The organism is Massilia sp. 2TAF26 (assembly GCF_052115005.1).
Lineage (GTDB): Bacteria > Pseudomonadota > Gammaproteobacteria > Burkholderiales > Burkholderiaceae_D > Telluria.
In genome coordinates this window covers 39,966-64,144 of the sequence record NZ_JBFRFV010000017.1, presented here as the reverse complement: position 1 = coordinate 64,144, position 24,179 = coordinate 39,966, and the positions used below count along the sequence as shown (strand labels likewise).

The window sequence follows — 24,179 nt, the reverse complement described above, 5'->3', positions numbered from 1 at the left end:
TTCATGCCGCAGTGCAGCGACGCAGTGGAAGGCTGCCCGGGGCGCTTAGCGGTGCTTGCGGCCGTGCGAGTTCAGCGCCGGCTTGTTGCCGCGCGAAACGCGGGCCTTGATCTCGGCCACGGCGTTCGCCGCGCTGGCCTTGATGCGCTGGGCGCCGCTGAGCTTCTGGCCCTTGCGCTTGCTGTCGCCGCGGTCCGCTTCGAGGGCGATCTGGGCGTTGTCGATAATGTTCTCGGCGATGTCCGAGGCGGTCGAGGTACTGGTCTTCGGCACCAGGATGGTCGAACCGGCCTTCAGGCGCATCTGCGGCGGGATGTTGTTGGCCTGGCGGATGACTTCCGGCGTGGTGCCGAACTTCGAGGCCAGCGAGGCGATCGTTTCGCGGGCGCCGGTGATCTTGTGGGTGGTCCAGGACGACAGCGCGTGACCCCACTGGGCCAGGTTCAGGTGAAACTTCTCGGCGTTTTCCTTCGGCAGCAGGATCTTGGTCGATTCGCCGGTGATGACAGGCTTCTTGAACTGCGGATTCAGGGCCTTGAACTCGTCGATCGACATCTCGGCCAGCTGGGCGGCCACGGCCAGGTCGATGTCCGAGGTCTTGTCGACGGTGGTGAAATAGGGCTGGTTGTCGATCACCGGCAGGCTCACGCCGTACTGGCCGGGATTCGCGATGATGTTCTTGACCGCCTGCAGCTTCGGCACGTAGTTGCGGGTCTCGGCCGGCATCAGCTCGGCCAGGCTCTCGAAGTCGGTCGGCTTGCCGGCCGCGCGGTTCTTCTGGATCGCCTTCTGGACATTGCCTTCGCCCCAGTTATACGCAGCCAAGGCCAGCTGCCAGTCGCCGAACATGGTGTACAGGCGCTGCAGATAGGTGAGGGCGGCGTCGGTCGAGGCCAGCACGCCGCGGCGCTCGTCCTTGAACATGTTCTGCTTGAGGTTGAAATCCTTGCCCGTGCCCGGCACGAACTGCCACAGGCCGGACGCGTCGGCGGTCGACAGGGCTTGTGGATTGAAGGCGGATTCGATCACCGGCAGCAGCGCCAGTTCGGTCGGCATGCCGCGCTTTTCCAGCTCCTGCACCACGTGATAGAGGTAGAGCGAGGCGCGGCCCGAGGTGCGCGCCAGGTAGTCCGGACGGCTGGCGTACCACTGGATGTGCTTGGCGACCAGGGCGTTGTCGACGTCCGGGATCGCGTAGCCGCTGCGGATGCGCGCCCACAGGTCGGGGTCTTTATAGTCGTCGGCCTTGACCGCCGTCAGGGAGGCGGGCAGGGCCGGCTTGGCGATCGCGGCGCTGCTGATGCCGGAGGAACTTTGCGTGATCGTGCTCGGGGCACTGTCGGCGGCGTGGCTGATCGCGGGAGCCAGCAGGATCGCGAAGGCCAGGGCTTGGGTGGTGCGAGTCGTTTCGTACATAGCTTTCCAGTGTTGCGTCCAGGAACGGTTAGGACTGACGAGTAAACGGGGAGTGTACGGACCGGTCGGCGCGCCAGTCAAGAATTAAGTCCTCTCGGTTACAAAATTTTTTGACTATCAAACTTGATAACTCTTACTTGTATTTTGACAACTTACTCAGGGGTATGTGCTTGTTTGGAAGTGTTTTCGTAGGAAAATTTCCAAGGATAATCAAATACACCGGGGTGTATATTGGAAATATGGAAGCAAATAAATTTCCTGTCGAGAGTTTCTATAGTCATAAAGGCAAGGAAAAAACCGGTGCCGGAGGCTAATACCAGAGCCGTTTGCGGTGCCTGCCAAGTTACCCCGGCTTGCCAGTCCATCTATGAGGGCACGCAAAGTGCGCGTACAATGCGGTCTCTGCGCGCCGCGCTTTTTGCAATTTGAGAAAGATCATGAGTACTGCCAACCTCAACGCGGACGATGACGAAATCATCGCCGCCACCCGCCGCTGGCTGGAACGCGCCGTCATCGGCCTGAACCTGTGTCCCTTCGCCAAGGCGGTGTACGTGAAGGAGCAGGTGCGCTACGTGGTGTCGCCGGCGCGCACGCCGGAAGAGCTGCTCGAAACCCTGATGAACGAGCTGCAGGAGCTGTCCGATACCGATCCGGAAAAGATCGACACGACCCTGCTGATCCATCCCTTCGTGCTGAACGACTTCCTGGACTTCAACGAATTCCTGGACGTGGCCGATGCGGCGGTCGAGGACATGCACCTGGACGGCGAGCTGCAGGTCGCGAGCTTCCACCCGGACTACCAGTTCGCGGACACCGACCGGAACGACATCTCGAACTACACCAACCGCGCGCCTTATCCGATCCTGCAGCTGCTGCGCGAGGAAAGCATCGACCGCGCGGTGGACGCCTTCCCGGAGGCCGAAGCGATCTTCGAGAAGAATATCGAGACCATGGAAGCGCTCGGCCACGAAGGCTGGGACAAGCTCGATGTCGGCCCGGCGCGCTGACCGGATGGGCGCCGCACTGCCGGAACGTCCGGACACACCTTGCGTCGCGGTCTGCTCGACCACCTTCGACGAAATCTGCCGCGGCTGCGGCCGCACCGTGGTCGAGGTGGCGCACTGGGTGTCGATGACGTCCGAGGAGAAGGAAGTCGTGTGGCAGCGGATTCTGTCGCAGGGTTATCCGCGCCGCAACACCTAAGTTACTTCGTTCCCGCTTTCGCGGGAACGGCGTTCAGAAGCTCCCGATAAAATCGCGCTTCCCGATCTCCAGCCCGTTATGGCGCAGGATGTCGTACGCGGTCGTCGCGTGGAAGTAGAAGTTCGGCAGGGCGTAGTGCAGCAGGTAGGGCTGGCCGCTGCTGAACTGGCGCTGGTTGGCGCCCGTGCCCACCGTGATCTCGCGGCCGGCGCCGGCCTCGATCGCGTCGCGCGGCACGCTGTCGATGAAGGCCAGGGTCTTCCCGATGCGCTCGCGCAGGCCGGCGAAGTCGGTTTCGACGTCTTCGTAGCGCGGCACCTCGACGCCGCCCAGGCGCGCCACCGTGCCCTTGGCGAAATCGGCCGCCACCTGTACCTGGCGCAGCAGCGGGAACATGTCCGGGAACAGGCGCGCCTGCAACAGGGCCTGCGGCTCGATCTTCTTCAGGTCGGCATGGGACTCGGCCTTGTCCAGGATCGCCGACAGGCTGCCCAGCACCTGCCGGAACACCGGCACCGATGCGGAATACATCGACAAGCTCATCGTTCATCTCCTTCTATATAGTAGTGGTGACGCATCATAGCAATACCGAAACGTGGCTGCACGGTCACGCTTCGCGTCCATACGCCTTCCGGGCGTGACAATTTGCTGACTTGTGGCAACTTTGTGTGCATAATCTGCCAACACTAAACAAGCAATCCACACCTATCCGCTGGCGCTTCCGGGCGCTGGCGTCCTGTCTGCCATGTTTGCTTCCAGGTTCATGTCCAGAGTCGCCAAGCGCGTGCTGCCCCTGCGGCCGCTGCACCTGTATGGGCGTTCGCTGTACGGCGCGCTGCTGCTGATGGTGCTCGGCGGGCTGGTGGTGCCAGCCCTGGTGGGCAGCTATTTCCTGGTCGTGGTGCAGGAGCGCCAGGCCGCGCGCACCATGCTGGACGAGACCCTGCAGCGCAATGCCGACATCCTCGCACTCGGCATGCAGGAATCGCTGTGGAACATGAACGCCGACGCCGCCGGTTCGCTGGTCGAATCGGTGATGCGCGACCCGGCCGTGCTGCACGTGCAGGTGCGGGCCCAGGCCGACGAGGATTTCATCGACCAGCGCGCCCCCGCCGCCGCCGAGGGCCAGGTGTTCCGCACCGAGCGGACCGTGATCGTGCACGGCCAGCCGATCGGCCACGTGCTGGTCGAGATGGACGACAGCCGCAGCCAGCACGACCTGCGCCTCAAGCAGTGGCGCTATGCCGGCGTACTGGCGGTGCAGTTGGCGGTCTCGCTGCTGCTGATCGTCATGCTGCTCAAGCGCCGCCTGCTGGCGCCGCTGCGCAGCCTGACCGGCTTTTCCGACCGCCTCGCGCGCGGCGACTTCGACACCCCGCTGGTGCCGGCCTCGCGCGACGAGCTGGGACGCCTGGGCGCGCAGATGGACACCATGCGGCTCGCGATCCGCGAACTGTTCGCCGACATCGGCCGCCGCGAGGAGCGTTTCCGCACCATCGTGACCCAGGTGCCGGGGGCCGTGTTCCGCGCCCGCCCGGGCGGCAGCATCGACTTCGTCAGCGACGCCATCAAGGACATCTCCGGCTATCCGGCGCGCCTGTTCATGAGCGCCAACACCGACCGCTGGTCCGACATCGTCGCGCCCGAAGACCGGCGCATGCGGCGGCGCCTGGCCAAGGAAGCGGTGCTGGCGGCGCTGCCCTACGAGATCGAATACCGGATCGTCGATGCCCACGGCGTCGAGCGCTGGGTGCTGGAGAGCGGCCAGCCGGTGGGCCAGAACGGCGACGCCGCCTTCTGGATCGACGGCATCATCTCCGACATCAGCGAGCGCAAGCACAACGAGATGCGCATCGAAGCCCTGCTGGCGGAGCAGGAGGCGGTGCTCGACAATGTCATGTTCGGCATCGTCCAGGAGCGCGACCTGCGCATCGTCTCGACCAACCGCCGCTTCGACGAGCTGTTCGGCTACGAGGAGGGAGAGCTGGTCGGCGAATCGATCGCGGTGCTGTTCGAGGACATCGAGGCCTACGAGCGCGGCATCGCCGCCAGCGAGGCCGTCCTCGCCGGCGGCAAGGAGTTCAGCACCGAGCACCTTTACCGCCGCCGCGACGGCAGCCTGTTCATGTGCCAGGTGAGCGGCCGCGCGGTCGATCCGGAGCGCCCGCATGGCGACAGCATCTGGGTCTACGCGGACGTCACCGGGCGCCGCCAGGCCGAGGAAAAACTGCGCCTGGCCGCCACCGTGCTCGAGCACATCGCCGACGGCGTGATGGTGATCGACGTGCATGGCCGGATCGTCGCCGTCAACCCGGCCTACACCCAGATCACCGGCTATACCGAGAGCGAGGCGCTGGGCAGGGAATCGGGCCTGACCCGCGCCAGCCTGGCCAGCAGCGCCGGCCATGCGCCGGAATTCTACGACGCCCTGTGGCGCGCCCTCGCCGAGACCGGCTTCTGGCGCGGCGAGATCTGGAGCACCCGCAAGAGCGGCGAGGTCTATCTCGAGTGGCTGACGGTGTCGGCGGTGCGTAACGACTGCGATACGGTGACCCATTACGTCTGCGTGTTCAGCGACATCACCAAGCTGAAGGAATCGCAGGAAAAGCTCGACCACCTGGCCCACCACGATCCGCTCACGGGCCTGCCGAACCGCCTGCTGTTCCACGACCGCCTGCAGCATGCGATGACGCGCGCGGCGCGCGGGGACGAGCAGCTGGCCGTGATCTTCATCGACCTGGACCGCTTCAAGAACGTCAACGACACCCTCGGCCACCACATCGGCGACGAGCTGCTCAAGCAGGTCGCGGCCACCCTGTCCGGCTGCCTGCGCGACGGCGACACCCTGGCGCGCCTGGGGGGCGACGAGTTCATCGTGCTGCTCGAGGATGTCGACGGCGAGCGCGGCGCGCGCATGGTGGCGGAAAAGCTGATGCGCCTGTTCGAGCAGCCGGCGCTGGTGTCGGATTACGAGCTGTTCGTCACCGGCAGCGTCGGCATCAGCCTCTTTCCCCAGGATGCCTCCGACCTGAACGTCCTGATCCGCAACGCCGACGTCGCCATGTACCAGGCCAAGGCGCGCGGCCGCAACGGCTATGCCTTCTACGCGCCGTCGATGGACGGCGAGGGCGTCGAGCGCCTGCGCCTGGAAGCCCTGCTGCGCCGCGCGATCGAGAAGGACGAGATCTGGCTGGCCTACCAGCCCCAGGTCGAGATCGACAGCGGGTGCCTGATCGGGGTCGAGGCCCTGGTGCGCTGGAACAGCCCGGAGCTGGGCCAGCTGGGGCCGGACCGCTTCATTCCGCTGGCCGAGGACATCGGCTTCATCAACCAGCTCGGCGGCTGGGTGCTGGAACAGGCCTGCCGCCAGATGAGGTGCTGGGACGAGGCCGGCCTGGTGGTGCCGAAGATCGCGGTCAACCTGTCGGCGCGCCAGTTCGACCGCGGCGGCCTGGCCGCCGGTGTCGAGCGGGTGCTGCGCGAGACCGGCCTGCCAGCGCACCGCCTGCAGCTGGAGGTGACCGAGTCGGTGATCATGAACACCGGCGACGCGATGCAGTATATTAATGAGCTGCACGCGATCGGCGTCGAACTGGCGATCGACGATTTCGGCACCGGCTACTCGTCGCTGGCCTACCTGAAGCAGCTGCCGGTGCAGACCCTGAAGATCGATCGCAGCTTCATCCGGGACATCTCGACCGACGCGACCAATAAGGAAAACGAAGAGGCGATCGCGATCGCCATCATCCAGCTCGGCAAGAGCATGAACCTGGCGGTGATCGCCGAGGGCGTCGAGACCGGCGAGCAGGCCGCCTTCCTGCTGCGGCACGGCTGCCGGCGCGCGCAAGGATACCTGTATGCCCGGCCCATGCCGCCGGAGCAGCTGTTGGCACAATGGGGACAGAACACGAATGCGAGACTCGAATACGCCGGAGCAGGACCGGACTGAGGCAGGCAAGCCTGCGCGCGGCAGGCGCCGTTTCCTGCTGGGTGGACTGGCCGCCGGCGGCGCGCTGCTGGTCGGCTGGGGCTGCGCGCCGCCGCGCCAGCGCCTGCGCAGCGCCAGCCCGCTGGCCGTGGAGGCCGGCGCCGTCGCCCTCAACGGCTGGGTCGCGATCGCGGCCGACGGCACCGTCTCGGTGGTCGTCCCGCGCAGCGAGATGGGGCAGGGTGTGAACACCGCGCTGCCGATGCTGCTGGCCGAGGAACTCGATGCGCCGCTGGCCAATGTGCGGATTTCGCAGGCGCCGATCGACAAGATCTTCGGCAACCTCACCGTCCTGCGCGAGAACCTGCCTTTCCACCCCGACGACCGCGGCAGCGTCAGGCAGGGCGTGCAGTGGGTGATGGGGAAGGTCGGGCGCGAGCTGGGCCTGATGTTCACCGGCGGTTCGACCAGCGTGAAGGATGCCTGGGGGCCGATGCGCGAGGCCGGCGCCGTGGCGCGCGCGATGCTGGTGCGGGCGGCGGCCGAGCAATGGAAGCTCGATGCGGCGCGCCTGTCCACCCGCGACGGCTACGTCCTGCACCCGGACGGGCGGCGTCTCGGCTACGGCGAACTGGCGGCACGTGCCGCGGTGGTCGGTGCCGACATCGAAGCGGGCGACGTGCGCCTGAAGACCCCGGCCGAGTTCCGCCTGATCGGCCAGCCCGTGCCGCGCCGCGACAGCCCGGCCAAGGTGAGCGGCAGCGCGCTGTTCGGCATCGACGCACGCGTGCCCGGCATGCTGTATGCGGCAGTGAAGATGGCGCCGGTGGTCGGCGCCGGCGTCGCTTCCTTCGATGCCGCCAAGGCGATGGCGATGCCGGGCGTCGTGAAAGTGGTCGAGGTCTCGTCCGCGCTGCCGGAGTTCTCCGGCGCCGGCGCCGGCGTGGCGGTGGTGGCGAAGACCTGGTGGCAGGCCAGGCAGGCCGCGGCAAGCCTGCCGGTGGAATGGAGCGCCAGCCCGCACGCGGGCCTGTCCAGCGAGGCGATCTTCGCGGACTTCGCGAAGCTGCTCGACAGCGAAACCGGCTTCACCTATTTCGAGAGCGGCAGCCAGGACGTGCAGGGTTCGGCGCAGACGATCCAGGCCGAATACCGCGCGCCCTTCCTGGCCCACGCCACCATGGAGCCGATCAACTGCACGGCCCAGCTCAAGGACGGCAAGCTCAAACTGTGGAGCTCGACCCAGGTGCCGAGCGTGGCGGTCGAGGTCGCGGCCAGGGTGGCCGGCGTCGATCGCGCCGACGTCTCGCTCGACCTGATGCTGCTGGGCGGCGGTTTCGGCCGGCGCCTGGAAACCGATATGGTGGCGCAGGCGGTGGCGATCGCAAAAGCGCTCAGCGGCCAACTGAGCGGCCAGCCGGTGCAGCTGATCTGGACCCGCGAGGACGACATCACCCATGACGTCTACCGCCCGCAGGCGCTGGCGCGCTTCACGGCCAGGCTGGACGCGGAGGGCAGGGTGCTGGCCTGGGATAACAAATCCGTCAGCGGCGCGATCGGCCACCAGTACTTCCCGCGCAACCTCGGTTTGCCGGGCATCGGCCCGGACAAGACCACGGCCGAGGGCGAGTACGACATGCAGTACGCGATCCCGAACCGCCGCATCGCCCACGTGATCGCCGGCAGCGCGGTGCCGATCGGTTACTGGCGCTCGGTCGGCCACTCGCACAACGCCTTCTTCAAGGAGGGCTTCCTCGACGAAGTCGCGCACGCGGCCGGCAAGGACCCGGTGCAGCTGCGGCGCGAACTGCTGCGCGGGCATCCGCGCCACCTGGCGGTGCTGGAGGCGGCGCTGGCGAAGGCCGGCACCGCGCCGGACGGGCGCGCGCACGGCGTGGCGGTGCACCAGTCCTTCGGCAGCATCGTGGCGCAGGTGGCCGAGGTGTCGGTCATCGGGAAGCAGATCCGCGTGCACCGCGTGGTGTGCGCGGTCGATTGCGGCATCGTCGTGAATCCGAACATCGTGGCCCAGCAGGTCGAGTCGGCGGTGGTGTTCGGCCTGTCGGCGGCGCTCGGCGGCGAGATCACGCTGAAGGACGGCCGCGTCCAGCAGGGCAACTTCGGCGATTATCCGGTGCTGAGGATGAGCGAGGCGCCGCTGGTCGAGACCGTGATCGTGCCGAGCATGGAAGCGCCCGAGGGGATGGGCGAGCCGGCCACGCCGCCGGTGGCGCCGGCGGTGGCGAGCGCGCTGTTCAAATTGACCGGGCAGCGTTTGCGGAGTTTGCCCTTGCGTCTGGCGTGATTATTCGGCGTTGTTTAATAACACGCGCAAATTGGCATCCCGCTGCCACACGCGCCGCTCCTCGCTCGACGTCGCCAGGCGCGCCAGTTCCTCGTCCGCCAGCGCCGCCTGGGACTGCACCAGGCGGTCGGCCAGGTTCGCATCCGGCAGCATGGTACCGAAGAAGGCGACCATGTCGCGGCGCTGCAGCAGCAGGGTAGGGAAGTTCTCGACGTCGAGGTCGCCGACCACGTCGGCCTGGTCTTCGATGTCGATCCAGACGAAGGTCTTGTCCGGGTGGCGCGCGGCCAGGCCGTCGAAGGCGGCGCGGTAGGACGAGCAGGTGCCGCACCAGGCGGCGCACAGGCAGGCGACGACCCAGCCTTCGCCGTCCAGGGCGGCGGCGAGCTGTTCGCGATTGTCGGGCTCGAGAGTCAGGCTTTGCATGGGCCGGATTTTACGGCTTTTGGCCGACAGGCGCCACGGGTTAAAATACGGCATGCCTATCATCCTTGCCATCGAAACCTCGTCCGAACTGGCTTCCTGCGCGCTGTTCAATAGCGACGCGCTGCCGCACATCGTCCTCGCCCGCGAATCCTCCGGGGTCCGCACCCACTCGCAATCCGTGCTGCCGATGGTGCAGGACCTGCTGCGCGAAGCCGGCGTCGCGCTGGCTGACTGCGACGCCGTCGCTTTCGGCGCCGGTCCCGGTTCCTTCACCGGCGTGCGCACCGCCTGCGGCGTGGCCCAGGGCCTGGCCTTCGGCGCCGGCCTGCCGGTGCTGCCGCTGGTGACCCTGGAGGCGATGGCCGAAGCCTGCCGCGCCCGCACCGGGGCGACCGAGGTGCTGGCGGTGCTGGATGCGCGCATGGGCGAAGTCTACTGGGCCCAGTACCGTTATCGGGATGGCGGCTGGAGCGAAGTGTCGGCGCCCGCCCTGTGCGCGCCCCAGGACGTCGCGCCGCTGCCGGCCGCCGGCCTGGCCGCCTGCGGCAACGGCTTCGCGGCCTATCCGGACGCTTTCGCCGGCAAGGACTTCGCCGCGAACGCCATCGGCGACATGCTGCCGCACGCGCGCGAGATGGCCGTGCTGGGCGTGGGCGCGCTGGCCGCCGGCCTGGCGGTGCCGGCCGACCAGGCCCAGCCCCTCTACCTGCGCAACAAGGTCGCCTATACCAGCGCCGAGCGCCAGGCGATCAACGCGGCCAAGGCGGGCGGCTGATGGACTTTCGCGCGCAGCAGTCCCTGGCATTGCGGCCGATGACGGCGGCGGACATCGACGAGGTCCATGCCCTCGAACAGAGCGTGTTCCCGCATCCCTGGAGCCGCGGCAATTTCGTCGATTCGCTGGCCAGCGGCTACGATGCCTGGGTGCTGCGCGAACCGGACGCAGGTCCGCTGGCCGGCTACTTCCTGCTGATGTATGCAGTGGACGAAGCCCACCTGCTGGACGTCGCCGTGTGCGGCGCGCGCCATGGCACCGGCCTGGGACGTCACCTGCTGGACCGGATCGCGGCGCGTTCGCGGGCGATGGGCATGGCCTCGATCCTGCTCGAGGTGAGGCCGTCGAACGAACGCGCGCTGAAGGTCTACGAGCGCTACGGCTACACGCAGATCGGGCGCCGCAAGGGGTATTATCCCGCCCATGAGGGACGCCGCGAGGATGCGATCGTGATGAGGTATGTACTATGAACGGATTGGCCGACCGCGACGCCGTCTTCCTGGCGGAGATGGGGATCACGCCGCTGTGGCATTTGCGGGATGCGCCGGTGGCGCCGGCCGTCGAGGCTGCGGCGCCGCTGGAGGAGGCGGCTGCCCTGGAGCAGGCCGTGGAGGCGGTGGTGGCGGAAGCCGCGCCGGTTGCACCGGCTGCGCCGCCGGATGCGGCCGAGGATGCGTTCGCCGCGCCCGCACCTGTAGCGGTACCTGCACCTTCACGCGCGCCTGCGCCGCGTCCGGCGGAGCAGGGGCCGCGTCCGCTGCAGCCGGTCGCCCAGTCGGTATCGGCCCTGGCACCAGTGGCGCCCGAAGACCTCGCCTGGGACGATGCCGCGCTGCCGCTCGATGCCACGCCGGAAGAAATCGCGCAGATGGACTGGGACCGGCTGCAGCTGGCGATCGCCGCCTGCCGCCGCTGCAGCGCCTGCCGCGACGGCCGTGCGCCGGTGCCGGGCACGGGGTCGAAGAAGGCGCGCTGGCTGGTGGCGGCCGGGGCGACCACGGCGGCCGACGAAAAGGCCCGCATCCCGCTCGCCGGCGATCCGGGCAAGCTGCTCGACAATATGCTGGCCGCGGTCGAGCTGTCGCGCGAGCGCGATGTCTACATCACCAACCTGATCAAGTGCCGCCCGACCACGTCCGCCGGCGGCGATCGCGCGCCGACGTCCGAGGAGGCGGCGGCCTGCCGTCCCTACCTGGAGCGCGAGCTGGCCTTGACCGGCGCCGGCACCGTGCTGACCCTGGGCCAGATCGCCGCCAATACTCTGCTGGGGCGTCCGCTGGCGGAGCCGCTGGCCGGCGTGCGCGGCAAGCCGTATCCGCTGCGGGACGGCGAGGCGACCCTGGTCGCGACCCTGCATCCGGGCGAGCTGCTGCGGCGCGGCGGCGACAAGGCGCTGGCCTGGGCAGACCTGTGTGCGGCAAGGGCAAGCCGTGCGCGGCGCGGCTGACAACTACCAGGCGCATTTCGAGCGCCGCTGGAGCCACCTGCGGCGCGCCAGGGTAAGGGCCCTGGCCTGGCTGCTGGACGCGCCCGACCTGCTCGACATCCACGACCCGCACTGGGAAGGCCGGATCGCGACCCTCGGGCCGATGACGCTGGAAACCGAGCGCTGGCTGGTCGCCCTGGACCAGGATCCGTCCGCGCTCGACGAAGCGCTCGGCGCCAAGATGACCACGCGCCTCGGCCTGTACGCCGAAAAGCTGATGGCCTTCTATTTCGCGCAGAAGGGCAGGCTGGTGGCCCATGGCTTGCAAGTGCGCGCCGGGCGCGACGCCACCATCGGCGAATTCGACTTCCTGCTCGATGCCGGCCCGGATGGCCTCGAGCACATCGAGTTCGCCACCAAGTTCTACCTGCTGCAGGGCGAGGCGCACGAGGGCCTCGCGGCCAGCTTCGACAACTTCGTCGGCCCCAACCTGGCCGACAGCCTGGGCCGCAAGATGCGCAAGGTGTTCGATCGCCAGCTGCAGCTCGGAAGCCATCCGGCCGCCCGGGAAGTGCTGCCGCGCCCGGTGACCAGTGCCAAGGCCCTGGTGAAAGGCTGGCTGTTCTATCCGGCCGGGACTTATTTCGCCATGAACGGCATCAGCGCCGGCCACTGCCGCGGCTTCTGGTGCGCGCTGTCCGAGCTGGAGCAGATGGACGCCGACCGCTTCCTGATCCTGCCGCGCCTGCAATGGCTGCCGCCTTTCCGCGCCTCGTCCGCGACCTGGATGCTGGACCGCGCCCAGCTGGTCGCCGAACTCGCCGACCATTTCGCCAGCTCGGGCACGCCGGTGCTGGTGGCGCTGGTCCGCGATGGTCGGGCCAACGGCGGCATCAACGGCCAGGGCGCCATCATCGAAACCGAGCGCGGCTTCATCGTCCCCGACGACTGGCGCGAACGCGCCATCACCCGCCCGCACCCCTAAAATTCGGGGTCAGAGCACATTTTCCCTTCAATTCGGGGTCAGAGCGATTTTTGGGAACATGGCCGTGCGGAAGGCGCACTCAAGAGATTCGGCAAATGGATGAAATATTCTTTCATTTTTAGAAAAATATTGAAATAATATTTCATGAGCCTCGGAGCCTCACTCTTCGGAGCAATTGCCCAAAAAAGTGCTCTGACCCCGAATTAAAGCGGAAAAGTGCTCTGACCCCGAATTTTTAGTGCTTGTGCTCGCCGATCAGCGCCAGCGAGTCGTGCTCGCGCTGGTTGGCGGCGTGGCGGCGGCCGATCATGTGCATCAGGCCGGCGAGCATGCAGCCGAACAGGACGATGATGATGTTCAGGTCCAGGTTCAGCGTGAGCATGATGGCGTATACCGCCAGCATGGTCAGGATCGACAGGTTCTCGTTGAAGTTCTGTACCGCGATCGAGTGGCCGGCGCTCATCAGCACGTGGCCGCGGTGCTGCAGCAGGGCGTTCATCGGCACCACGAAGAAGCCGGACAGCAGGCCGATGATCATCAGCAGGGGCACGGCGACCGTCACCGAATGCACCAGGGTCATGCTGGTCACGACCAGGCCCATGACGACGCCCAGCGGAATCACGGTCAGCGATTTCTTCAGCGGGATGATCTTGGCCGCGGCGGCGGCGCCTGCGGCGACGCCCAGTGCGAAGGTGCCGATCAGGAAACTCGACTTATCCAGCGGCATTTTCAGCGAACGTTCGGCCCACTTGATGACGATCAGTTGCAGCGTCGCGCCGGCACCCCAGAACAGCGTGGTGACGGCCAGCGAGATCTGGCCCAGCTTGTCCTTCCACAGCGTGGCCGAGCAGTTGGCGAAGTCTGCAATCAGCCTGGTCGGGTTGCGCTCCTGGTGATCATAGCGCGCGCCCGTGTCTGGAACGCCAAGGTTGAAAATGGCCGCCAGGATGTACACGCCGATCAGCACGGCCAGCGAGGCCTGGCTCGGCGTCGCGATGATGTTCTGGATGACGGGCAGGTGCAGACCCACAAGCCAGGCGCCGCCCATCGGGCTGACGAGGGCGCCGCCAAACGCGGTGCCCAGGATAATCGACAGCACCGTCAAGCCTTCGATCCAGCCGTTGGCGACGACGAGCTTTTCCGGCGGCAGCAGTTCGGTCAGGATGCCGTATTTGGCAGGCGAGTACACGGCCGCGCCGAAGCCGACCACGGCATAAGCGAGCAGCGGATGAATGCCGGTGAACACGAGGCCGCAGCCGAAAATCTTGATGAGATTGGCAATGAACATCACCCGGCCCTTGAGCATCGAATCGGCAAATGCGCCGACGAAAGGAGCCAGGAGGACGTAGAACAGGACGAATGAGAGTTTTAACAGAGGAATCAGCGACGGTGGCGCATGCATCGCTGCAAGCAGATCGATGGCGACGAACAACAGCGCACTATCTGCGAGCGACGAAAAAAACTGCGCCGCCATGATGGTATAAAAACCACGGATCATTCGAAACGTTCTAAAAGCTAGTGTGGGTTGCTTTATACCATGAAAGCCCGCCGCGCCAAAGAAATCGACAACACGCCATTTCAACAGCAGCGGCCACGGTTGGCGCCGAGTTGGCGCTAAAATAGCACTTCCGTTCGCCAGTTTCGACCCCATCTCCGCCCTATGCCACGCCCGATCCACGCCCTCATCCATCTCGATTCCATGCAGCACAACCTGGCCCGCGCCCGCGCCTGCGCGCCGACCGCCAGGGTGTGGGCGGTGGTCAAGGCGAATGCCTACGGTCACGGCCTGGAGCGCGGCATGCGCGGTTTCGCCCAGGCCGACGGCCTGGCCCTGATCGAGACCGAGAACGCCCTGCGCCTGCGCGAAATGGGCTGGGTCAAGCCGATCCTGCTGCTGGAGGGTATTTTCGACGCCTCCGACGTGCCGCTGCTGGCCGAGCACAATATCAATAGCGCGGTGCACTGCCTGGAGCAGATCCAGATGCTGGAATATACCCAGCTCTACCGCCCGATCGACGTCCACCTGAAGATGAACACGGGGATGAACCGGCTCGGCTTCCGTCCCGGCGAGTACGCGGCCGCCTACAAGCGCCTGCGCGCCATTCCCGGCATCCGCAACATCACCCTGATGACCCATTTCGCCAACGCCGACGAGCTGGAGCACCCGCGCCTGTCGATTACCGAGCAGGTGCGCCGTTTCCGCGAAGGGGCGGCCGGCCTGGAAGGGCAGCGCAGCCTGTCGAATTCCGGCGGCGTGCTGCACCAGGCGGAACTCGCCAAGGAATTGCACAACGACTGGGTCCGTCCCGGCGTGATGCTGTACGGCGGCACCCCGGGCGGCGCTTCGGCGCGCGATTACGGCCTGCTGCCGACCATGACCCTGAAATCGGAGCTGATCGGGATCCAGCGGATCGAGGCCGGCGACACGGTCGGCTACGGCAGCCGCTTCGTGGCGGAAGCGCCGATGACGATCGGGGTGGTCGCCTGCGGCTACGCGGACGGCTATCCGCGCCACGCCGAGCACGGCACGCCGGTGCTGGTGGACGGCGTCCGGACCCGTCTCGTGGGCCGGGTGTCGATGGACATGATGACGGTCGACCTGACCCCGGTCGCCAACGCGCGGGTCGGCAGCAAGGTCGTCCTGTGGGGCGACGGCTTGCCCGTGGACGAAGTCGCGGCCAGCGCCGGGACGATCGGCTATGAATTGATGTGCGCCCTGGCACCGCGCGTGCGCGTAGCCGAAGGCCGCCTCGGAACCGACTGAGAGCGCTCTAATATAAGAGAACAAGCAATGGCAAAATCCCGTACCAGTTTCGTCTGCAGCGATTGCGGCTCCGTGGCGAGCCGCTGGACCGGCCAGTGCACGGACTGCAAGGCCTGGAATACCATGACCGAGCAGGTCGAGACCGCCGGCCTGAACCGCATGTCGCAGACGCCCCAGATGCACAAGAGCCTGGCGCAGACCGCGCCGGTGCTGTCGCTGAAGGACATCGAGGCGCTCGACGTGCCGCGCTTCGGCACCGGCATCGAGGAATTCGACCGCGTGCTGGGCGGCGGCCTGGTGGCCGGCGGCGTGGTGCTGATCGGCGGCGACCCCGGCATCGGCAAGTCGACCCTGCTGCTGCAGGCGCTGTCCAACCTGGCCGCGAGCCGCAACACCCTGTATGTATCGGGCGAGGAATCGGGCGCCCAGATCGCCCTGCGCGCCAAGCGCCTGCAGGTCGAGGCCAAGGACCTGAAGCTGCAGGCCGAGATCCAGCTCGAGAAGATCCTCGGCACCCTGGCCGACCTCAAGCCGGAGGTGGCCGTGATCGACTCGATCCAGACCCTGTACTCGGACGCGCTGACCTCGGCGCCGGGCTCGGTCTCCCAGGTGCGCGAATGCGCGGCCCAGCTGACCCGGGTGGCCAAGCAGACCGGCATCACCATCATCCTGGTCGGCCACGTCACGAAAGAGGGCGCGCTGGCCGGCCCGCGCGTGCTCGAGCACATCGTCGACACCGTGCTGTACTTCGAGGGCGACACGCAAAGCAGCTTCCGCCTGGTGCGGGCGATCAAGAACCGCTTCGGCGCCGTCAACGAGCTGGGCGTGTTCGCGATGACGGAAAAGGGCTTGAAGGGTGTGTCGAATCCCTCGGCGCTGTTCCTGTCCCAGCACGACAGCCAGGTGCCGGGATCCTGCGTGATGGTGACCCAGGAAGGCACGCGGCCGCTGCTGGTCGAGATCCAGGCGCTGGTGGACGCCAGCCACCTGCCGAATGCGCGCCGGCTGTCTGTCGGCCTCGAACAGAACCGCCTGGCGATGCTGCTGGCGGTGCTGCACCGCCACGCCGGCATCGCCGCCTTCGACCAGGACGTGTTCATCAACGCGGTCGGCGGCGTGAAGATCGCGGAACCGGCGGCCGACCTCGCGGTGCTGCTTGCCATTAATTCATCGATGCGTAACAAACCGCTGCCGCGCGGGCTGGTGGTGTTCGGCGAAGTCGGCCTGGCCGGCGAGATCCGTCCGGCCCCGCGCGGTCAGGAACGCCTGCGCGAAGCCGCCAAGCTGGGCTTCTCGATTGCCGTGATCCCGAAATCGAATGTGCCGAAGCAGAAGATCGAAGGCATGACCATCGTCGCGGTCGAACGCATCGACGAAGCCTTCAGCAAGCTGCGGGAGCTCGACTGAACCTTTATAATCCCTGGCTCGTTTGATGAGTGGTCAAGGTAAAAAGGTAATGAAAGATCAAAGGCAGTCGGGACGCAAGATCGTGAAGGTGAAGGCGGTTGTCGCGATGGAGGGCATGGGGCCGATCCCGGGACGGACCTCGGACGTCGGCTCCAACGGCGTCAGCATCGCGGTGGATTATCCGCTGCAGGTGGGGCAGGCGGGGCAGCTCAGCTTCGACCTGCTGGTCGACGGCAAGCTGGCGCCGATCGCGGCGCGCGCCAAAGTCATCTATTGCATCTTCAGCGGCGGCGATTTCAAGGTCGGGTTCCAGTTCCTGAACCTGGATTTGAACGCCATGACCCAGCTTTCGCGCTTCCTGCGCTGAGTTTTCCTCGATAAAAAATGAAAGCGGCGAGCGCCCATTGGGCCTCGCCGCTTCGGTTTTCAGGCTATCAAGCCTTCGCTGCTATTCGTGATAGCGGTCCGTCAACTTCTCCGAGCCTCCATGGCCCTCGCTGATGGCTTCGAAGATCACCAGTCCGGCGATCCCTGCCAATACTGCTCCGACTGCAATCAAGGCCAACATCGACATAAACGCCGTTTGGCGAGTCCTCCCCGATGATTCCGCACGCTCGGCTGGCGTGGCGTGCGCACGCTGATCAAACCCTCCATACAGTCCCTACACCTTCACGGTAGCAGAGAATAAGGCATTTACAAGGATCGATTTCCGCTGTTCCGCATAGTGCCGTCCGCCCTATATGACATCCATGACGGCCATGTCATAAAGCCGTCATATTCGCCTACTACACTGCGCAGCATTAGCACGGCGTCACCACCCTTAACCAAGTAACCAAGGACCTGATATGCGCATGAAGCAACTGCTGGCAACCCTGATCATCGGCACCTCGGCCGCCTTCGCGAGCACCGCGACCCTGGCAGCGGACATCACCGGTGCGGGCGCTACCTTCCCGTACCCGATCTACGCCAAGTGGGCGGAGATGTACAAGAAGGCCTCCGGCAACGGCCTCAACTACCAGTCGGTCGGCTCGGGCGCCGGCATCAAGCAGATCAAGGCCAAGACCGTCGATTTCGGCGCCTCCGACATGCCGCTGGCAGCCGACGAGCTGAACCAGGCCGGCCTGTTCCAGTTCCCGGCCATCATGGGCGGCGTGGTGACCGTGGTGAACCTGGACGGCATCGCTCCCGGCCAGCTGAAGCTGACCGGTCCGGTCGTCGCCGACATCTTCCTCGGCAAGATCACCAAGTGGAACGACCAGGCCATCGCCGCCCTGAACCCGGGCGTCAAGCTGCCGGCCGAAGACATCACCGTCGTGCACCGCGCCGACAGCTCGGGCACCTCCTTCCTGTTCACCGACTACCTGTCGAAGACCAACCCGGAATTCAAGGCCAAGATCGGCGCCGGCACCGCGGTGAAGTGGGCCACCGGCGTGGGCGGCAAGGGCAATGACGGCGTCGCCGCCAACGTCCAGCGCATCAAGGGCTCGATCGGCTACGTCGAGTGGGCTTACTCGAAGAAGAACAAGATGAGCCACACCCAGCTGAAGAACCGCGACGGCGTCTTCCTGCAGCCGGACGACGACGCCTTCAAGGCCGCCGCCGCCAACGCCGAATGGGCCAAGACCCCGGGCTTCTCGGTGGTCCTGACCGACCAGCCGGGCAAGGCTGCCTGGCCGATCACCGGCGTGTCCTATATCCTGGTGCACAAGACCCAGGAAGACGCCGCCAAGGGCAAGGAAGTGCTGAAGTTCTTCGACTACGCCTTCAAGCACGGCGGCGCCGCAGCGGCCGACCTGGACTACGTGCCGATGCCGGACAGCGTGAACAAGCTGGTGCAGGACGCCTGGAAGGCCAATCTGAAGGATGCTTCGGGTAAGGCGATCTGGTAAGGATTGACCACGTGGTTCCCGCGTAGGCGGGAACCACGTGCAAACGGTTCAAAAAATTGAATAAACACATGAGCGCACAAACCGCGATCGCAGCAGATCAGGCAGCCCTGGACGACGCCGGCGCTGCCCGCCTGCGCAACACCATGCGCAAGCAGCGCATCCAGGACTTCTTCTTCCATAAAGTCACCCTGCTGTTCGCGGCTTCCGTGCTGCTGGTGCTGGTCGGGATCATCGTCTCGCTGGCGATCGGCGCGGCGCCGGCCTTCCGTGAATTCGGCGCGCGTTTCATCGTCACCAACGAATGGGACCCGGTCAACGACCAGTTCGGCGCCCTGATCGCCATCACCGGCACCCTGGCCACCTCGGTCATCGCGCTGCTGGTGGCCGTGCCGATCAGCTTCGGCATCGCCCTGTTCCTGACCGAGATCTGCCCGACCTGGCTGCGGCGCCCGATGGGCACTGCGGTCGAGCTGCTGGCCGGCGTCCCTTCCATCATCTATGGCATGTGGGGCCTGTTCGTGTTCGCGCCTTTCTTCGGCGACCACATCCAGCCGCTGCTGAAAAAGACCCTCGGCCTGCTGCCCTTCGTCGGCAAGATGTTCCAGGGCCCGACCATGGGCCTGGGCATCCTCACCGCCGGCATCATCCTGGCCGTCATGATCATCCCCTTCATCGCTTCCGTGATGCGCGACGTGTTCGAGATCGTCCCCGCGGTGCTGAAGGAATCGGCGTACGGCCTCGGCTGCACCAAGTGGGAAGTGGTGCGCAAGATCGTGCTGCCCTATACCCGTAACGGCGTGGTCGGCGGCGTCATGCTGGGTCTCGGCCGCGCGCTCGGCGAGACCATGGCCGTCACCTTCGTGATCGGCAACGCCAACGAGATCTCCTGGTCGCTGTTTGCCGCCGGCAACTCGATTTCGTCGACCCTGGCCAACGAATTCGCCGAGGCCAGCTCGCCGCTGCACGTGTCTTCGCTGTTCGCGCTGGGCCTGATCCTGTTCGCGATCACCTTCATCGTGCTGTCGGCCGCCAAACTGATGTTGCTGGGTATGTCCCGCAAAGAAGGAGCAAAATAAATGGAAGGCGTCATGAATCCGGTCTACCGCCGCCGCCTGCTGGGCCACCGCATCGGCATCGCACTGTCGGTGCTGGCGATGGTCGTCGGCCTGGGCTTCCTGGCCTGGATCCTGTTCACCCTGCTGGTGCACGGTTTCGGTGCGCTCTCGCATACCCTGTTCTCGCTGGACACGCCGGCGCCGGGCAGCGAGGGCGGCATCCGCAACGCCATCGTCGGCAGTCTGCTGATGGTCGGCCTGTCCGCCCTGGTCAGCACCCCGGTCGGCATCCTGGCCGGCATCTACCTGGCCGAGTTCGGCCAGAACAACAAGTTCGCCGCCGTCACCCGCTTCGTCACCGACATCATGCTGTCGGCGCCCTCGATCGTGGTCGGCCTGTTCGTCTACGCGCTGCTGGTGCCGCGGATGGGCCACTTCTCGGGCTATGCCGGCACCCTGGCGCTGTCGCTGATCGCGATTCCGGTGGTGGTGCGCACCACCGACAACATGCTGCACCTGGTGCCGAACAGCCTGCTCGAAGCGGCCTTCGCCCTCGGCGCGCCGCGCTGGAAGGTGGCGACCACGGTGCGCCTGCGCGCGGTGAAGGCGGGCGTCGTGACCGGCGTGCTGCTGGCCGTGGCCCGCATCTCCGGCGAAACCGCGCCGCTGCTGTTCACCGCCCTGAACAACCAGTTCTTCACGGCCGACATGAACCAGCCGATGGCCAACCTGCCGGTGGTCATCTACCGCTTCGCCATGAGCCCCTACGAAGACTGGCAGTCGATCGCCTGGGGCGCGGCCCTGCTGGTGACCTTCAGCGTGCTGCTCCTGAATATCCTGTCGCGGACCCTGTTCCGCCAAAAGAACCCGCAATAACATGATCATGATGACCCAAGCCGCCATCTCCACCGCGAACGCCAAAGCGACCGTGAACAAGCCGAAAGCCAAGACCATCGAAGTCCAGGGCCTGGACTTCTACTACGGGAAGACCAAGAGCCTGAAGAACGTCAGCCTCGACATCCACGACAAACAGGTCACGGCCTTCATCGGTCCCTCGGGCTGCGGCAAGTCGACCCTGCTGCGGACCCTGAACCGCATGTACGATTTGTATCCAGGGCAGCGCGCAGAGGGATCGATCCTCTACCGCGGACGCAATATTTTGGAGCCGGGCGTGGACGTCAACATGCTGCGCGCGAAAGTCGGCATGGTGTTCCAGAAGCCGACCCCGTTCCCGATGTCGGTCTACGACAACATCGCCTTCGGGGTTCGCTTATATGAAAACCTGTCGAAGGGCGAGATGGACGAGCGCGTGGAATGGGCGCTGAAGAAGGCGGCGCTGTGGGCCGAGGTCAAGGACAAGCTGAACAAGAGCGGCCTGTCGCTGTCGGGCGGCCAGCAGCAGCGCCTGTGCATCGCGCGCGGCGTGGCGGTCAAGCCGGACGTGCTGCTGCTGGATGAACCGACCTCGGCGCTGGACCCGATCTCGACCGCGAAGATCGAGGAACTGATCAGCGAGCTGAAGGGCGACTACACGATCGCCATCGTGACCCACAACATGCAGCAGGCGGCGCGCTGCTCGGACTACACCGCCTATATGTACCTGGGCGAGCTGGTCGAGTTCGGCGAGACGGACCAGCTGTTCATGAATCCGTCCAAAAAAGAGACGCAAGACTACATTACCGGCCGATTCGGTTAATGCGGGCGGATACGGTAAGATAACCATATAGAACAGGAAACACAGACATGGTAGGCGAACATTCTTCCAAGCAGTACGACCAGGAACTGGAAGCCATCCGTTCCAAGGTGCTGCTCATGGGCGGCATGGTGGAAACCCAGTTCGACGAGGCGATCGAGGCCTTCCGCGTCGGTAACGCCGACCAGGCCGACAAGGTGATCGGCGACGACCAGGCCGTGAACCAGCTCGAAGTGCAGCTGGACGACGCCTGCAGCCACCTGATCGTTCGCCGCCAGCCGGCCGCGAACGACCTGCGCACCGTGATGGCGACGATCAAGGTGATCACCGACCTCGAGCGCATCGGCGACGAAGCCAGCAAGATCGCGCGCACCGCCAAGAGCCTGCACGAGCGCGGCATGATCGGTTTCAACCACTACGACATCGTGCGCACCATCTCGCGCAACACCGCCGACATGCTGCACGACGCCCTCGACGCCTTCGCCCGCCTCGACGGCAAGCAGGCATTGCAGATCATCGCCCAGGACGACGAGATCGACTATGAATTCCGCACCATCCTGCGCAACATGATCACCTTCATGATGGAAGACCCGCGCACCATCTCCTCGGCCCTCGACACCCTGTGGGTGGCGAAAGCGATCGAGCGCATCGGCGACCACGCCAAGAACATCGCGGAATACGTGATCTACGTGGTCGAGGGACGCGATATCCGCCACTCGAAACCGGCCCTGGTCAGCCAGGCGGAAAGCTGAGCGGATGGCGGCCAACACGAGTGTCCTGATCGTCGAGGATGAACCGGCGATCGTCGAGCTGGTGAGCTACTCGCTGCGCGAGACCGGCTGGGAGATCCGCACGGCGTCCAACGTGGCGGCGGCCTGGGATTCGATCGTGCATGGACGTCCCGACCTCTTGCTGCTGGACTGGATGCTGCCCGACCAGAGCGGGCTGCGGCTGCTGTCGCGCCTGCGCGGCGACCGTGATTTCCAGGACATCCCGGTGATCATGCTGACCGCGAAGAGCATGGAAGAGGACAAGATCGCCGGCCTGAACACGGGCGCCGACGACTACGTCACCAAACCCTTCTCGCCGCGCGAGCTGCTGGCGCGGGTCAAGGCCCTGTTGCGGCGCAAGAGCCCGCACCTGGCCGAGGCGCCGCTGTCGGCCGGCCGGGTGACCCTGGATCCGGGCAGCTGCACCGTCACCCTGGACGGGCGCCAGCTCGAGATGGGCAATGCGGAGTACCGCCTGCTGAAGTTCCTGATGGCCCACCGCGAGCGCGTGTTCTCGCGCAGCCAGCTGCTGGACAAGGTCTGGGGCGATGCCTCGGCGGTCGAGGAACGCACCGTCGACGTCCACGTGCTGCGCCTTCGCAAGGCCCTGAAGGAAGCCGAAAAGTTGATCAAGACCGTCCGCAGCGTCGGCTACATGCTGACCGAGAAAGAACTGTAAGCCGTGCAAGCCGCTCCAGAATCCTCTCCCGAATCCGCTCAGGAGCCCACGCCGGACGCCAGCGTCGCCGCGCCCACGCCGTCGTCCGCGCCGGCGGCCGCCGGCATCCATCCGCGCCTGCTGTTCTGGGTGCCCGCGCTGCTGCGCCTGGGCCTCGTGTTCCTGGCCGCCGGCGTCGCCTGGTGGCTGTTCGGCATGGTGGCCGGGCTGTCGCTGGCGCTGCTCATCACCATGACCCTGCTGGTGGTGCAACTGGCCTACCTGCACCAGCTGGGCGAATGGCTGGACCATCCGCACAGCAGCCGCCTGCCCGACGGCTGGGGTTCCTGGACCGATGTCTTCGCCCGCTTGTATAGACTGCGCCGCGACGACGAGCGTAACCAGAACGAGCTGGCCGAATGGCTGGCGCGCTTCCGCCAGGCCATGCACCTGCTGCCGGAAGGGGTGGCGATCATGGACGACGTGCTGTTCCTGGAGTGGTGCAACCCGGCCGCCGAGCGCCACCTGGGCCTGACCCTGGAGAAGGACAAGGGCCGCCGCGTCACCAACCTGATCCGCCATCCGGAATTCATCGACTACATCATCCTCGGCCGCTACGAGCAGCCGCTGACCTTGTCCTTCCGCGGCCGCAAGCTGGTAGTGCAGATCATCCCCTTCGAGAACCGGCGGCAGATCCTGGTGACCCACGACGCCACCGAGACCGAAAGGATCGAGGCGATGCGCCGCGACTTCATCGCCAACGCCTCGCACGAGCTGCGCACGCCGCTGACGGTGGTGGTCGGCTTCCTCGAGATCGCCATGGCCGACCCGGGGATGGACGAGCGTACCCGCGTGGCCCACCTGAAGCTGATGACCGAACAGGCCCAGCGCATGCAGCGCCTGATCGAGGACATGCTGACCCTGTCGCGCCTGGAATCGAGCGACTATCCGCTCAAGCGCGAGCGGGTCGACGTCAAGACCCTGGTCGAGCAGGTGGCGCTGGATGCGCGCGCGCTGTCGAACGGCCGCCACACCATCGACTTCACCGTCGACGGTCCGGACGTGATGGGCAGCCTGGACGAACTGCGCAGCGCCTTCGGCAACCTGGCGACCAATGCGGTGCGCTACACGCCGGAAGGCGGCAGCATCAAGCTGGCCTGGGAGCGCGGTGCGAACGACCTGCGCTTCTCGGTGGCGGACACCGGCATCGGCATCGACGAACAGCACATCTCGCGCCTGACCGAGCGCTTCTACCGCGTCGACAAGAGCCGCTCGCGCGAGACCCAGGGCACGGGGCTGGGGCTGGCGATCGTCAAGCACGTGCTGCTGCGGCATGGCGGGAAGCTGACCATTTCCTCGCAGGCGGGGCAGGGGAGTGTGTTTACGGCGGTGTTGCCGAATACTTCCTTGCCGGGGTGAGTGGGGCGGCTTAAGCTTCATCTACGTCAGCAGCAAGCAGACTCGGGTTACAATCGTCTT

The 24,179-nt window shown here is 66.0% G+C and carries 22 protein-coding genes; 18 read left to right on the top strand and 4 right to left on the bottom strand.

Annotation, left to right across the window (positions count from 1 at the left end):
* Nucleotides 1-45: 45 nt before the first annotated feature.
* Nucleotides 46-1,416 carry a transglycosylase SLT domain-containing protein gene (locus tag AB4Z32_RS17715; RefSeq protein ID WP_442123177.1) on the bottom strand — a complete coding sequence of 457 codons (1,371 nt, stop codon included), beginning with the start codon at nucleotides 1,414-1,416 and terminating at the stop codon, nucleotides 46-48.
* 437 nt (nucleotides 1,417-1,853) lie between these two features.
* Between AB4Z32_RS17715 and AB4Z32_RS17710 the strand changes: the two genes are divergently transcribed.
* Both AB4Z32_RS17710 and AB4Z32_RS17705 read left to right on the top strand, forming a co-directional pair.
* Nucleotides 1,854-2,423 (top strand): DUF1415 domain-containing protein, encoded by a 570-nt coding sequence (locus AB4Z32_RS17710; RefSeq protein WP_442123176.1) that lies wholly within the window; start codon nucleotides 1,854-1,856, stop codon nucleotides 2,421-2,423.
* On the top strand, nucleotides 2,404-2,619 hold the full coding sequence (locus AB4Z32_RS17705) for a DUF1289 domain-containing protein (protein WP_442123175.1): 216 nt from the start codon (nucleotides 2,404-2,406) through the stop codon (nucleotides 2,617-2,619). The genes AB4Z32_RS17710 and AB4Z32_RS17705 overlap by 20 nt, the downstream gene beginning before the upstream one ends.
* 33 nt (nucleotides 2,620-2,652) lie before the next feature.
* Here the strand turns inward: AB4Z32_RS17705 and AB4Z32_RS17700 are convergent, their stop codons facing one another.
* Complete coding sequence (locus AB4Z32_RS17700) at nucleotides 2,653-3,162, bottom strand: DUF1993 domain-containing protein (protein WP_442123174.1); 510 nt, start codon at nucleotides 3,160-3,162, stop codon at nucleotides 2,653-2,655.
* Between the two features lie 220 nt (nucleotides 3,163-3,382).
* On the opposite strand from AB4Z32_RS17700, the gene AB4Z32_RS17695 reads away from it, so the two are divergent.
* Together AB4Z32_RS17695 and AB4Z32_RS17690 are read left to right on the top strand one after the other, a co-directional pair.
* Complete coding sequence (locus AB4Z32_RS17695; RefSeq protein WP_442123173.1) at nucleotides 3,383-6,568, top strand: EAL domain-containing protein; 3,186 nt, start codon at nucleotides 3,383-3,385, stop codon at nucleotides 6,566-6,568.
* Entirely contained in the window at nucleotides 6,531-8,852 is a 2,322-nt protein-coding gene (locus AB4Z32_RS17690) for a molybdopterin cofactor-binding domain-containing protein (protein ID WP_442123172.1), read from the top strand. Before AB4Z32_RS17695 ends, AB4Z32_RS17690 begins: the two co-directional genes overlap by 38 nt.
* Here the strand turns inward: AB4Z32_RS17690 and AB4Z32_RS17685 are convergent, their stop codons facing one another.
* Nucleotides 8,853-9,278 carry a thioredoxin family protein gene (locus AB4Z32_RS17685; RefSeq protein ID WP_442123171.1) on the bottom strand — a complete coding sequence of 142 codons (426 nt, stop codon included), beginning with the start codon at nucleotides 9,276-9,278 and terminating at the stop codon, nucleotides 8,853-8,855.
* Between the two features lie 52 nt (nucleotides 9,279-9,330).
* Here AB4Z32_RS17685 and tsaB point away from each other — a divergent pair, with 52 nt between their 5' ends.
* Genes tsaB through AB4Z32_RS17665 form a run of 4 tightly spaced genes read left to right on the top strand, consistent with a single transcriptional unit; the run spans nucleotide 9,331 to nucleotide 12,464 of the window.
* Nucleotides 9,331-10,053: a tRNA (adenosine(37)-N6)-threonylcarbamoyltransferase complex dimerization subunit type 1 TsaB gene (tsaB, locus tag AB4Z32_RS17680; RefSeq protein WP_442123170.1), complete on the top strand. Its 723-nt coding sequence runs from the start codon at nucleotides 9,331-9,333 to the stop codon at nucleotides 10,051-10,053.
* A complete protein-coding gene (gene rimI / locus AB4Z32_RS17675) occupies nucleotides 10,053-10,523 on the top strand; it encodes a ribosomal protein S18-alanine N-acetyltransferase (RefSeq protein WP_442123169.1) in 471 nt (156 codons plus the stop codon). The genes tsaB and rimI overlap by 1 nt, the downstream gene beginning before the upstream one ends.
* Nucleotides 10,520-11,500: a uracil-DNA glycosylase gene (locus AB4Z32_RS17670; RefSeq protein ID WP_442123168.1), complete on the top strand. Its 981-nt coding sequence runs from the start codon at nucleotides 10,520-10,522 to the stop codon at nucleotides 11,498-11,500. Before rimI ends, AB4Z32_RS17670 begins: the two co-directional genes overlap by 4 nt.
* Nucleotides 11,466-12,464, top strand: coding sequence for a DUF1853 family protein (locus AB4Z32_RS17665; protein WP_442123167.1), 999 nt, complete (start codon nucleotides 11,466-11,468; stop codon nucleotides 12,462-12,464). Before AB4Z32_RS17670 ends, AB4Z32_RS17665 begins: the two co-directional genes overlap by 35 nt.
* Nucleotides 12,465-12,699: 235 nt before the next feature.
* Here the strand turns inward: AB4Z32_RS17665 and lplT are convergent, their stop codons facing one another.
* Nucleotides 12,700-13,962, bottom strand: a complete 1,263-nt coding sequence (lplT, locus tag AB4Z32_RS17660; protein ID WP_442123166.1) for a lysophospholipid transporter LplT — start codon at nucleotides 13,960-13,962, stop codon at nucleotides 12,700-12,702.
* Between the two features lie 162 nt (nucleotides 13,963-14,124).
* Here lplT and alr point away from each other — a divergent pair, with 162 nt between their 5' ends.
* The 10 genes from alr (at nucleotide 14,125) to phoR (ending at nucleotide 24,119) form a co-directional block, all read left to right on the top strand.
* A complete protein-coding gene (gene alr / locus AB4Z32_RS17655) occupies nucleotides 14,125-15,228 on the top strand; it encodes an alanine racemase (RefSeq protein ID WP_442123165.1) in 1,104 nt (367 codons plus the stop codon).
* A 27-nt stretch (nucleotides 15,229-15,255) separates the two neighbouring features.
* A complete protein-coding gene (gene radA, locus AB4Z32_RS17650; RefSeq protein ID WP_442123164.1) occupies nucleotides 15,256-16,635 on the top strand; it encodes a DNA repair protein RadA in 1,380 nt (459 codons plus the stop codon).
* A 49-nt stretch (nucleotides 16,636-16,684) separates the two neighbouring features.
* On the top strand, nucleotides 16,685-17,002 hold the full coding sequence (locus AB4Z32_RS17645) for a PilZ domain-containing protein (protein ID WP_442123163.1): 318 nt from the start codon (nucleotides 16,685-16,687) through the stop codon (nucleotides 17,000-17,002).
* Between the two features lie 478 nt (nucleotides 17,003-17,480).
* A complete protein-coding gene (pstS, locus tag AB4Z32_RS17640; RefSeq protein ID WP_442123162.1) occupies nucleotides 17,481-18,524 on the top strand; it encodes a phosphate ABC transporter substrate-binding protein PstS in 1,044 nt (347 codons plus the stop codon).
* Between the two features lie 68 nt (nucleotides 18,525-18,592).
* Complete coding sequence (gene pstC / locus AB4Z32_RS17635) at nucleotides 18,593-19,600, top strand: phosphate ABC transporter permease subunit PstC (RefSeq protein WP_442123161.1); 1,008 nt, start codon at nucleotides 18,593-18,595, stop codon at nucleotides 19,598-19,600.
* Entirely contained in the window at nucleotides 19,601-20,455 is an 855-nt protein-coding gene (gene pstA / locus AB4Z32_RS17630; protein ID WP_442123160.1) for a phosphate ABC transporter permease PstA, read from the top strand.
* A gap of 10 nt (nucleotides 20,456-20,465) precedes the next feature.
* A complete protein-coding gene (pstB, locus tag AB4Z32_RS17625) occupies nucleotides 20,466-21,275 on the top strand; it encodes a phosphate ABC transporter ATP-binding protein PstB (protein WP_442123235.1) in 810 nt (269 codons plus the stop codon).
* A gap of 47 nt (nucleotides 21,276-21,322) precedes the next feature.
* Complete coding sequence (phoU, locus tag AB4Z32_RS17620) at nucleotides 21,323-22,024, top strand: phosphate signaling complex protein PhoU (RefSeq protein ID WP_442123159.1); 702 nt, start codon at nucleotides 21,323-21,325, stop codon at nucleotides 22,022-22,024.
* Nucleotides 22,025-22,028: 4 nt separating this feature from the next.
* The gene (locus tag AB4Z32_RS17615) at nucleotides 22,029-22,721 is read left to right on the top strand and encodes a response regulator (RefSeq protein WP_442123158.1); all 693 of its coding nucleotides are present in this window, start codon (nucleotides 22,029-22,031) and stop codon (nucleotides 22,719-22,721) included.
* A 105-nt stretch (nucleotides 22,722-22,826) separates the two neighbouring features.
* Complete coding sequence (gene phoR / locus AB4Z32_RS17610; protein WP_442123234.1) at nucleotides 22,827-24,119, top strand: phosphate regulon sensor histidine kinase PhoR; 1,293 nt, start codon at nucleotides 22,827-22,829, stop codon at nucleotides 24,117-24,119.
* The last annotated feature ends 60 nt before the right edge of the window (nucleotides 24,120-24,179 follow it).

What these genes read in the sequence shown, in the direction of transcription:
- tsaB (WP_442123170.1), top strand. Translation starts at nt 9,331, where the DNA reads ATGCCTATCATCCTTGCCATCGAAACCTCGTCCGAACTGGCTTCCTGC.
- AB4Z32_RS17685 (WP_442123171.1), bottom strand. Translation starts at nt 9,278, where the DNA reads ATGCAAAGCCTGACTCTCGAGCCCGACAATCGCGAACAGCTCGCCGCC.
- rimI (WP_442123169.1), top strand. Translation starts at nt 10,053, where the DNA reads ATGGACTTTCGCGCGCAGCAGTCCCTGGCATTGCGGCCGATGACGGCG.
- lplT (WP_442123166.1), bottom strand. Translation starts at nt 13,962, where the DNA reads ATGATCCGTGGTTTTTATACCATCATGGCGGCGCAGTTTTTTTCGTCG.
- alr (WP_442123165.1), top strand. Translation starts at nt 14,125, where the DNA reads ATGCCACGCCCGATCCACGCCCTCATCCATCTCGATTCCATGCAGCAC.
- pstB (WP_442123235.1), top strand. Translation starts at nt 20,466, where the DNA reads ATGACCCAAGCCGCCATCTCCACCGCGAACGCCAAAGCGACCGTGAAC.
- AB4Z32_RS17645 (WP_442123163.1), top strand. Translation starts at nt 16,685, where the DNA reads ATGAAAGATCAAAGGCAGTCGGGACGCAAGATCGTGAAGGTGAAGGCG.
- AB4Z32_RS17710 (WP_442123176.1), top strand. Translation starts at nt 1,854, where the DNA reads ATGAGTACTGCCAACCTCAACGCGGACGATGACGAAATCATCGCCGCC.
- pstC (WP_442123161.1), top strand. Translation starts at nt 18,593, where the DNA reads ATGAGCGCACAAACCGCGATCGCAGCAGATCAGGCAGCCCTGGACGAC.
- pstA (WP_442123160.1), top strand. Translation starts at nt 19,601, where the DNA reads ATGGAAGGCGTCATGAATCCGGTCTACCGCCGCCGCCTGCTGGGCCAC.
- AB4Z32_RS17705 (WP_442123175.1), top strand. Translation starts at nt 2,404, where the DNA reads ATGTCGGCCCGGCGCGCTGACCGGATGGGCGCCGCACTGCCGGAACGT.
- AB4Z32_RS17690 (WP_442123172.1), top strand. Translation starts at nt 6,531, where the DNA reads ATGCGAGACTCGAATACGCCGGAGCAGGACCGGACTGAGGCAGGCAAG.
- AB4Z32_RS17695 (WP_442123173.1), top strand. Translation starts at nt 3,383, where the DNA reads ATGTCCAGAGTCGCCAAGCGCGTGCTGCCCCTGCGGCCGCTGCACCTG.
- AB4Z32_RS17615 (WP_442123158.1), top strand. Translation starts at nt 22,029, where the DNA reads ATGGCGGCCAACACGAGTGTCCTGATCGTCGAGGATGAACCGGCGATC.
- AB4Z32_RS17670 (WP_442123168.1), top strand. Translation starts at nt 10,520, where the DNA reads ATGAACGGATTGGCCGACCGCGACGCCGTCTTCCTGGCGGAGATGGGG.
- phoU (WP_442123159.1), top strand. Translation starts at nt 21,323, where the DNA reads ATGGTAGGCGAACATTCTTCCAAGCAGTACGACCAGGAACTGGAAGCC.
- AB4Z32_RS17715 (WP_442123177.1), bottom strand. Translation starts at nt 1,416, where the DNA reads ATGTACGAAACGACTCGCACCACCCAAGCCCTGGCCTTCGCGATCCTG.
- pstS (WP_442123162.1), top strand. Translation starts at nt 17,481, where the DNA reads ATGCGCATGAAGCAACTGCTGGCAACCCTGATCATCGGCACCTCGGCC.
- AB4Z32_RS17700 (WP_442123174.1), bottom strand. Translation starts at nt 3,162, where the DNA reads ATGAGCTTGTCGATGTATTCCGCATCGGTGCCGGTGTTCCGGCAGGTG.
- radA (WP_442123164.1), top strand. Translation starts at nt 15,256, where the DNA reads ATGGCAAAATCCCGTACCAGTTTCGTCTGCAGCGATTGCGGCTCCGTG.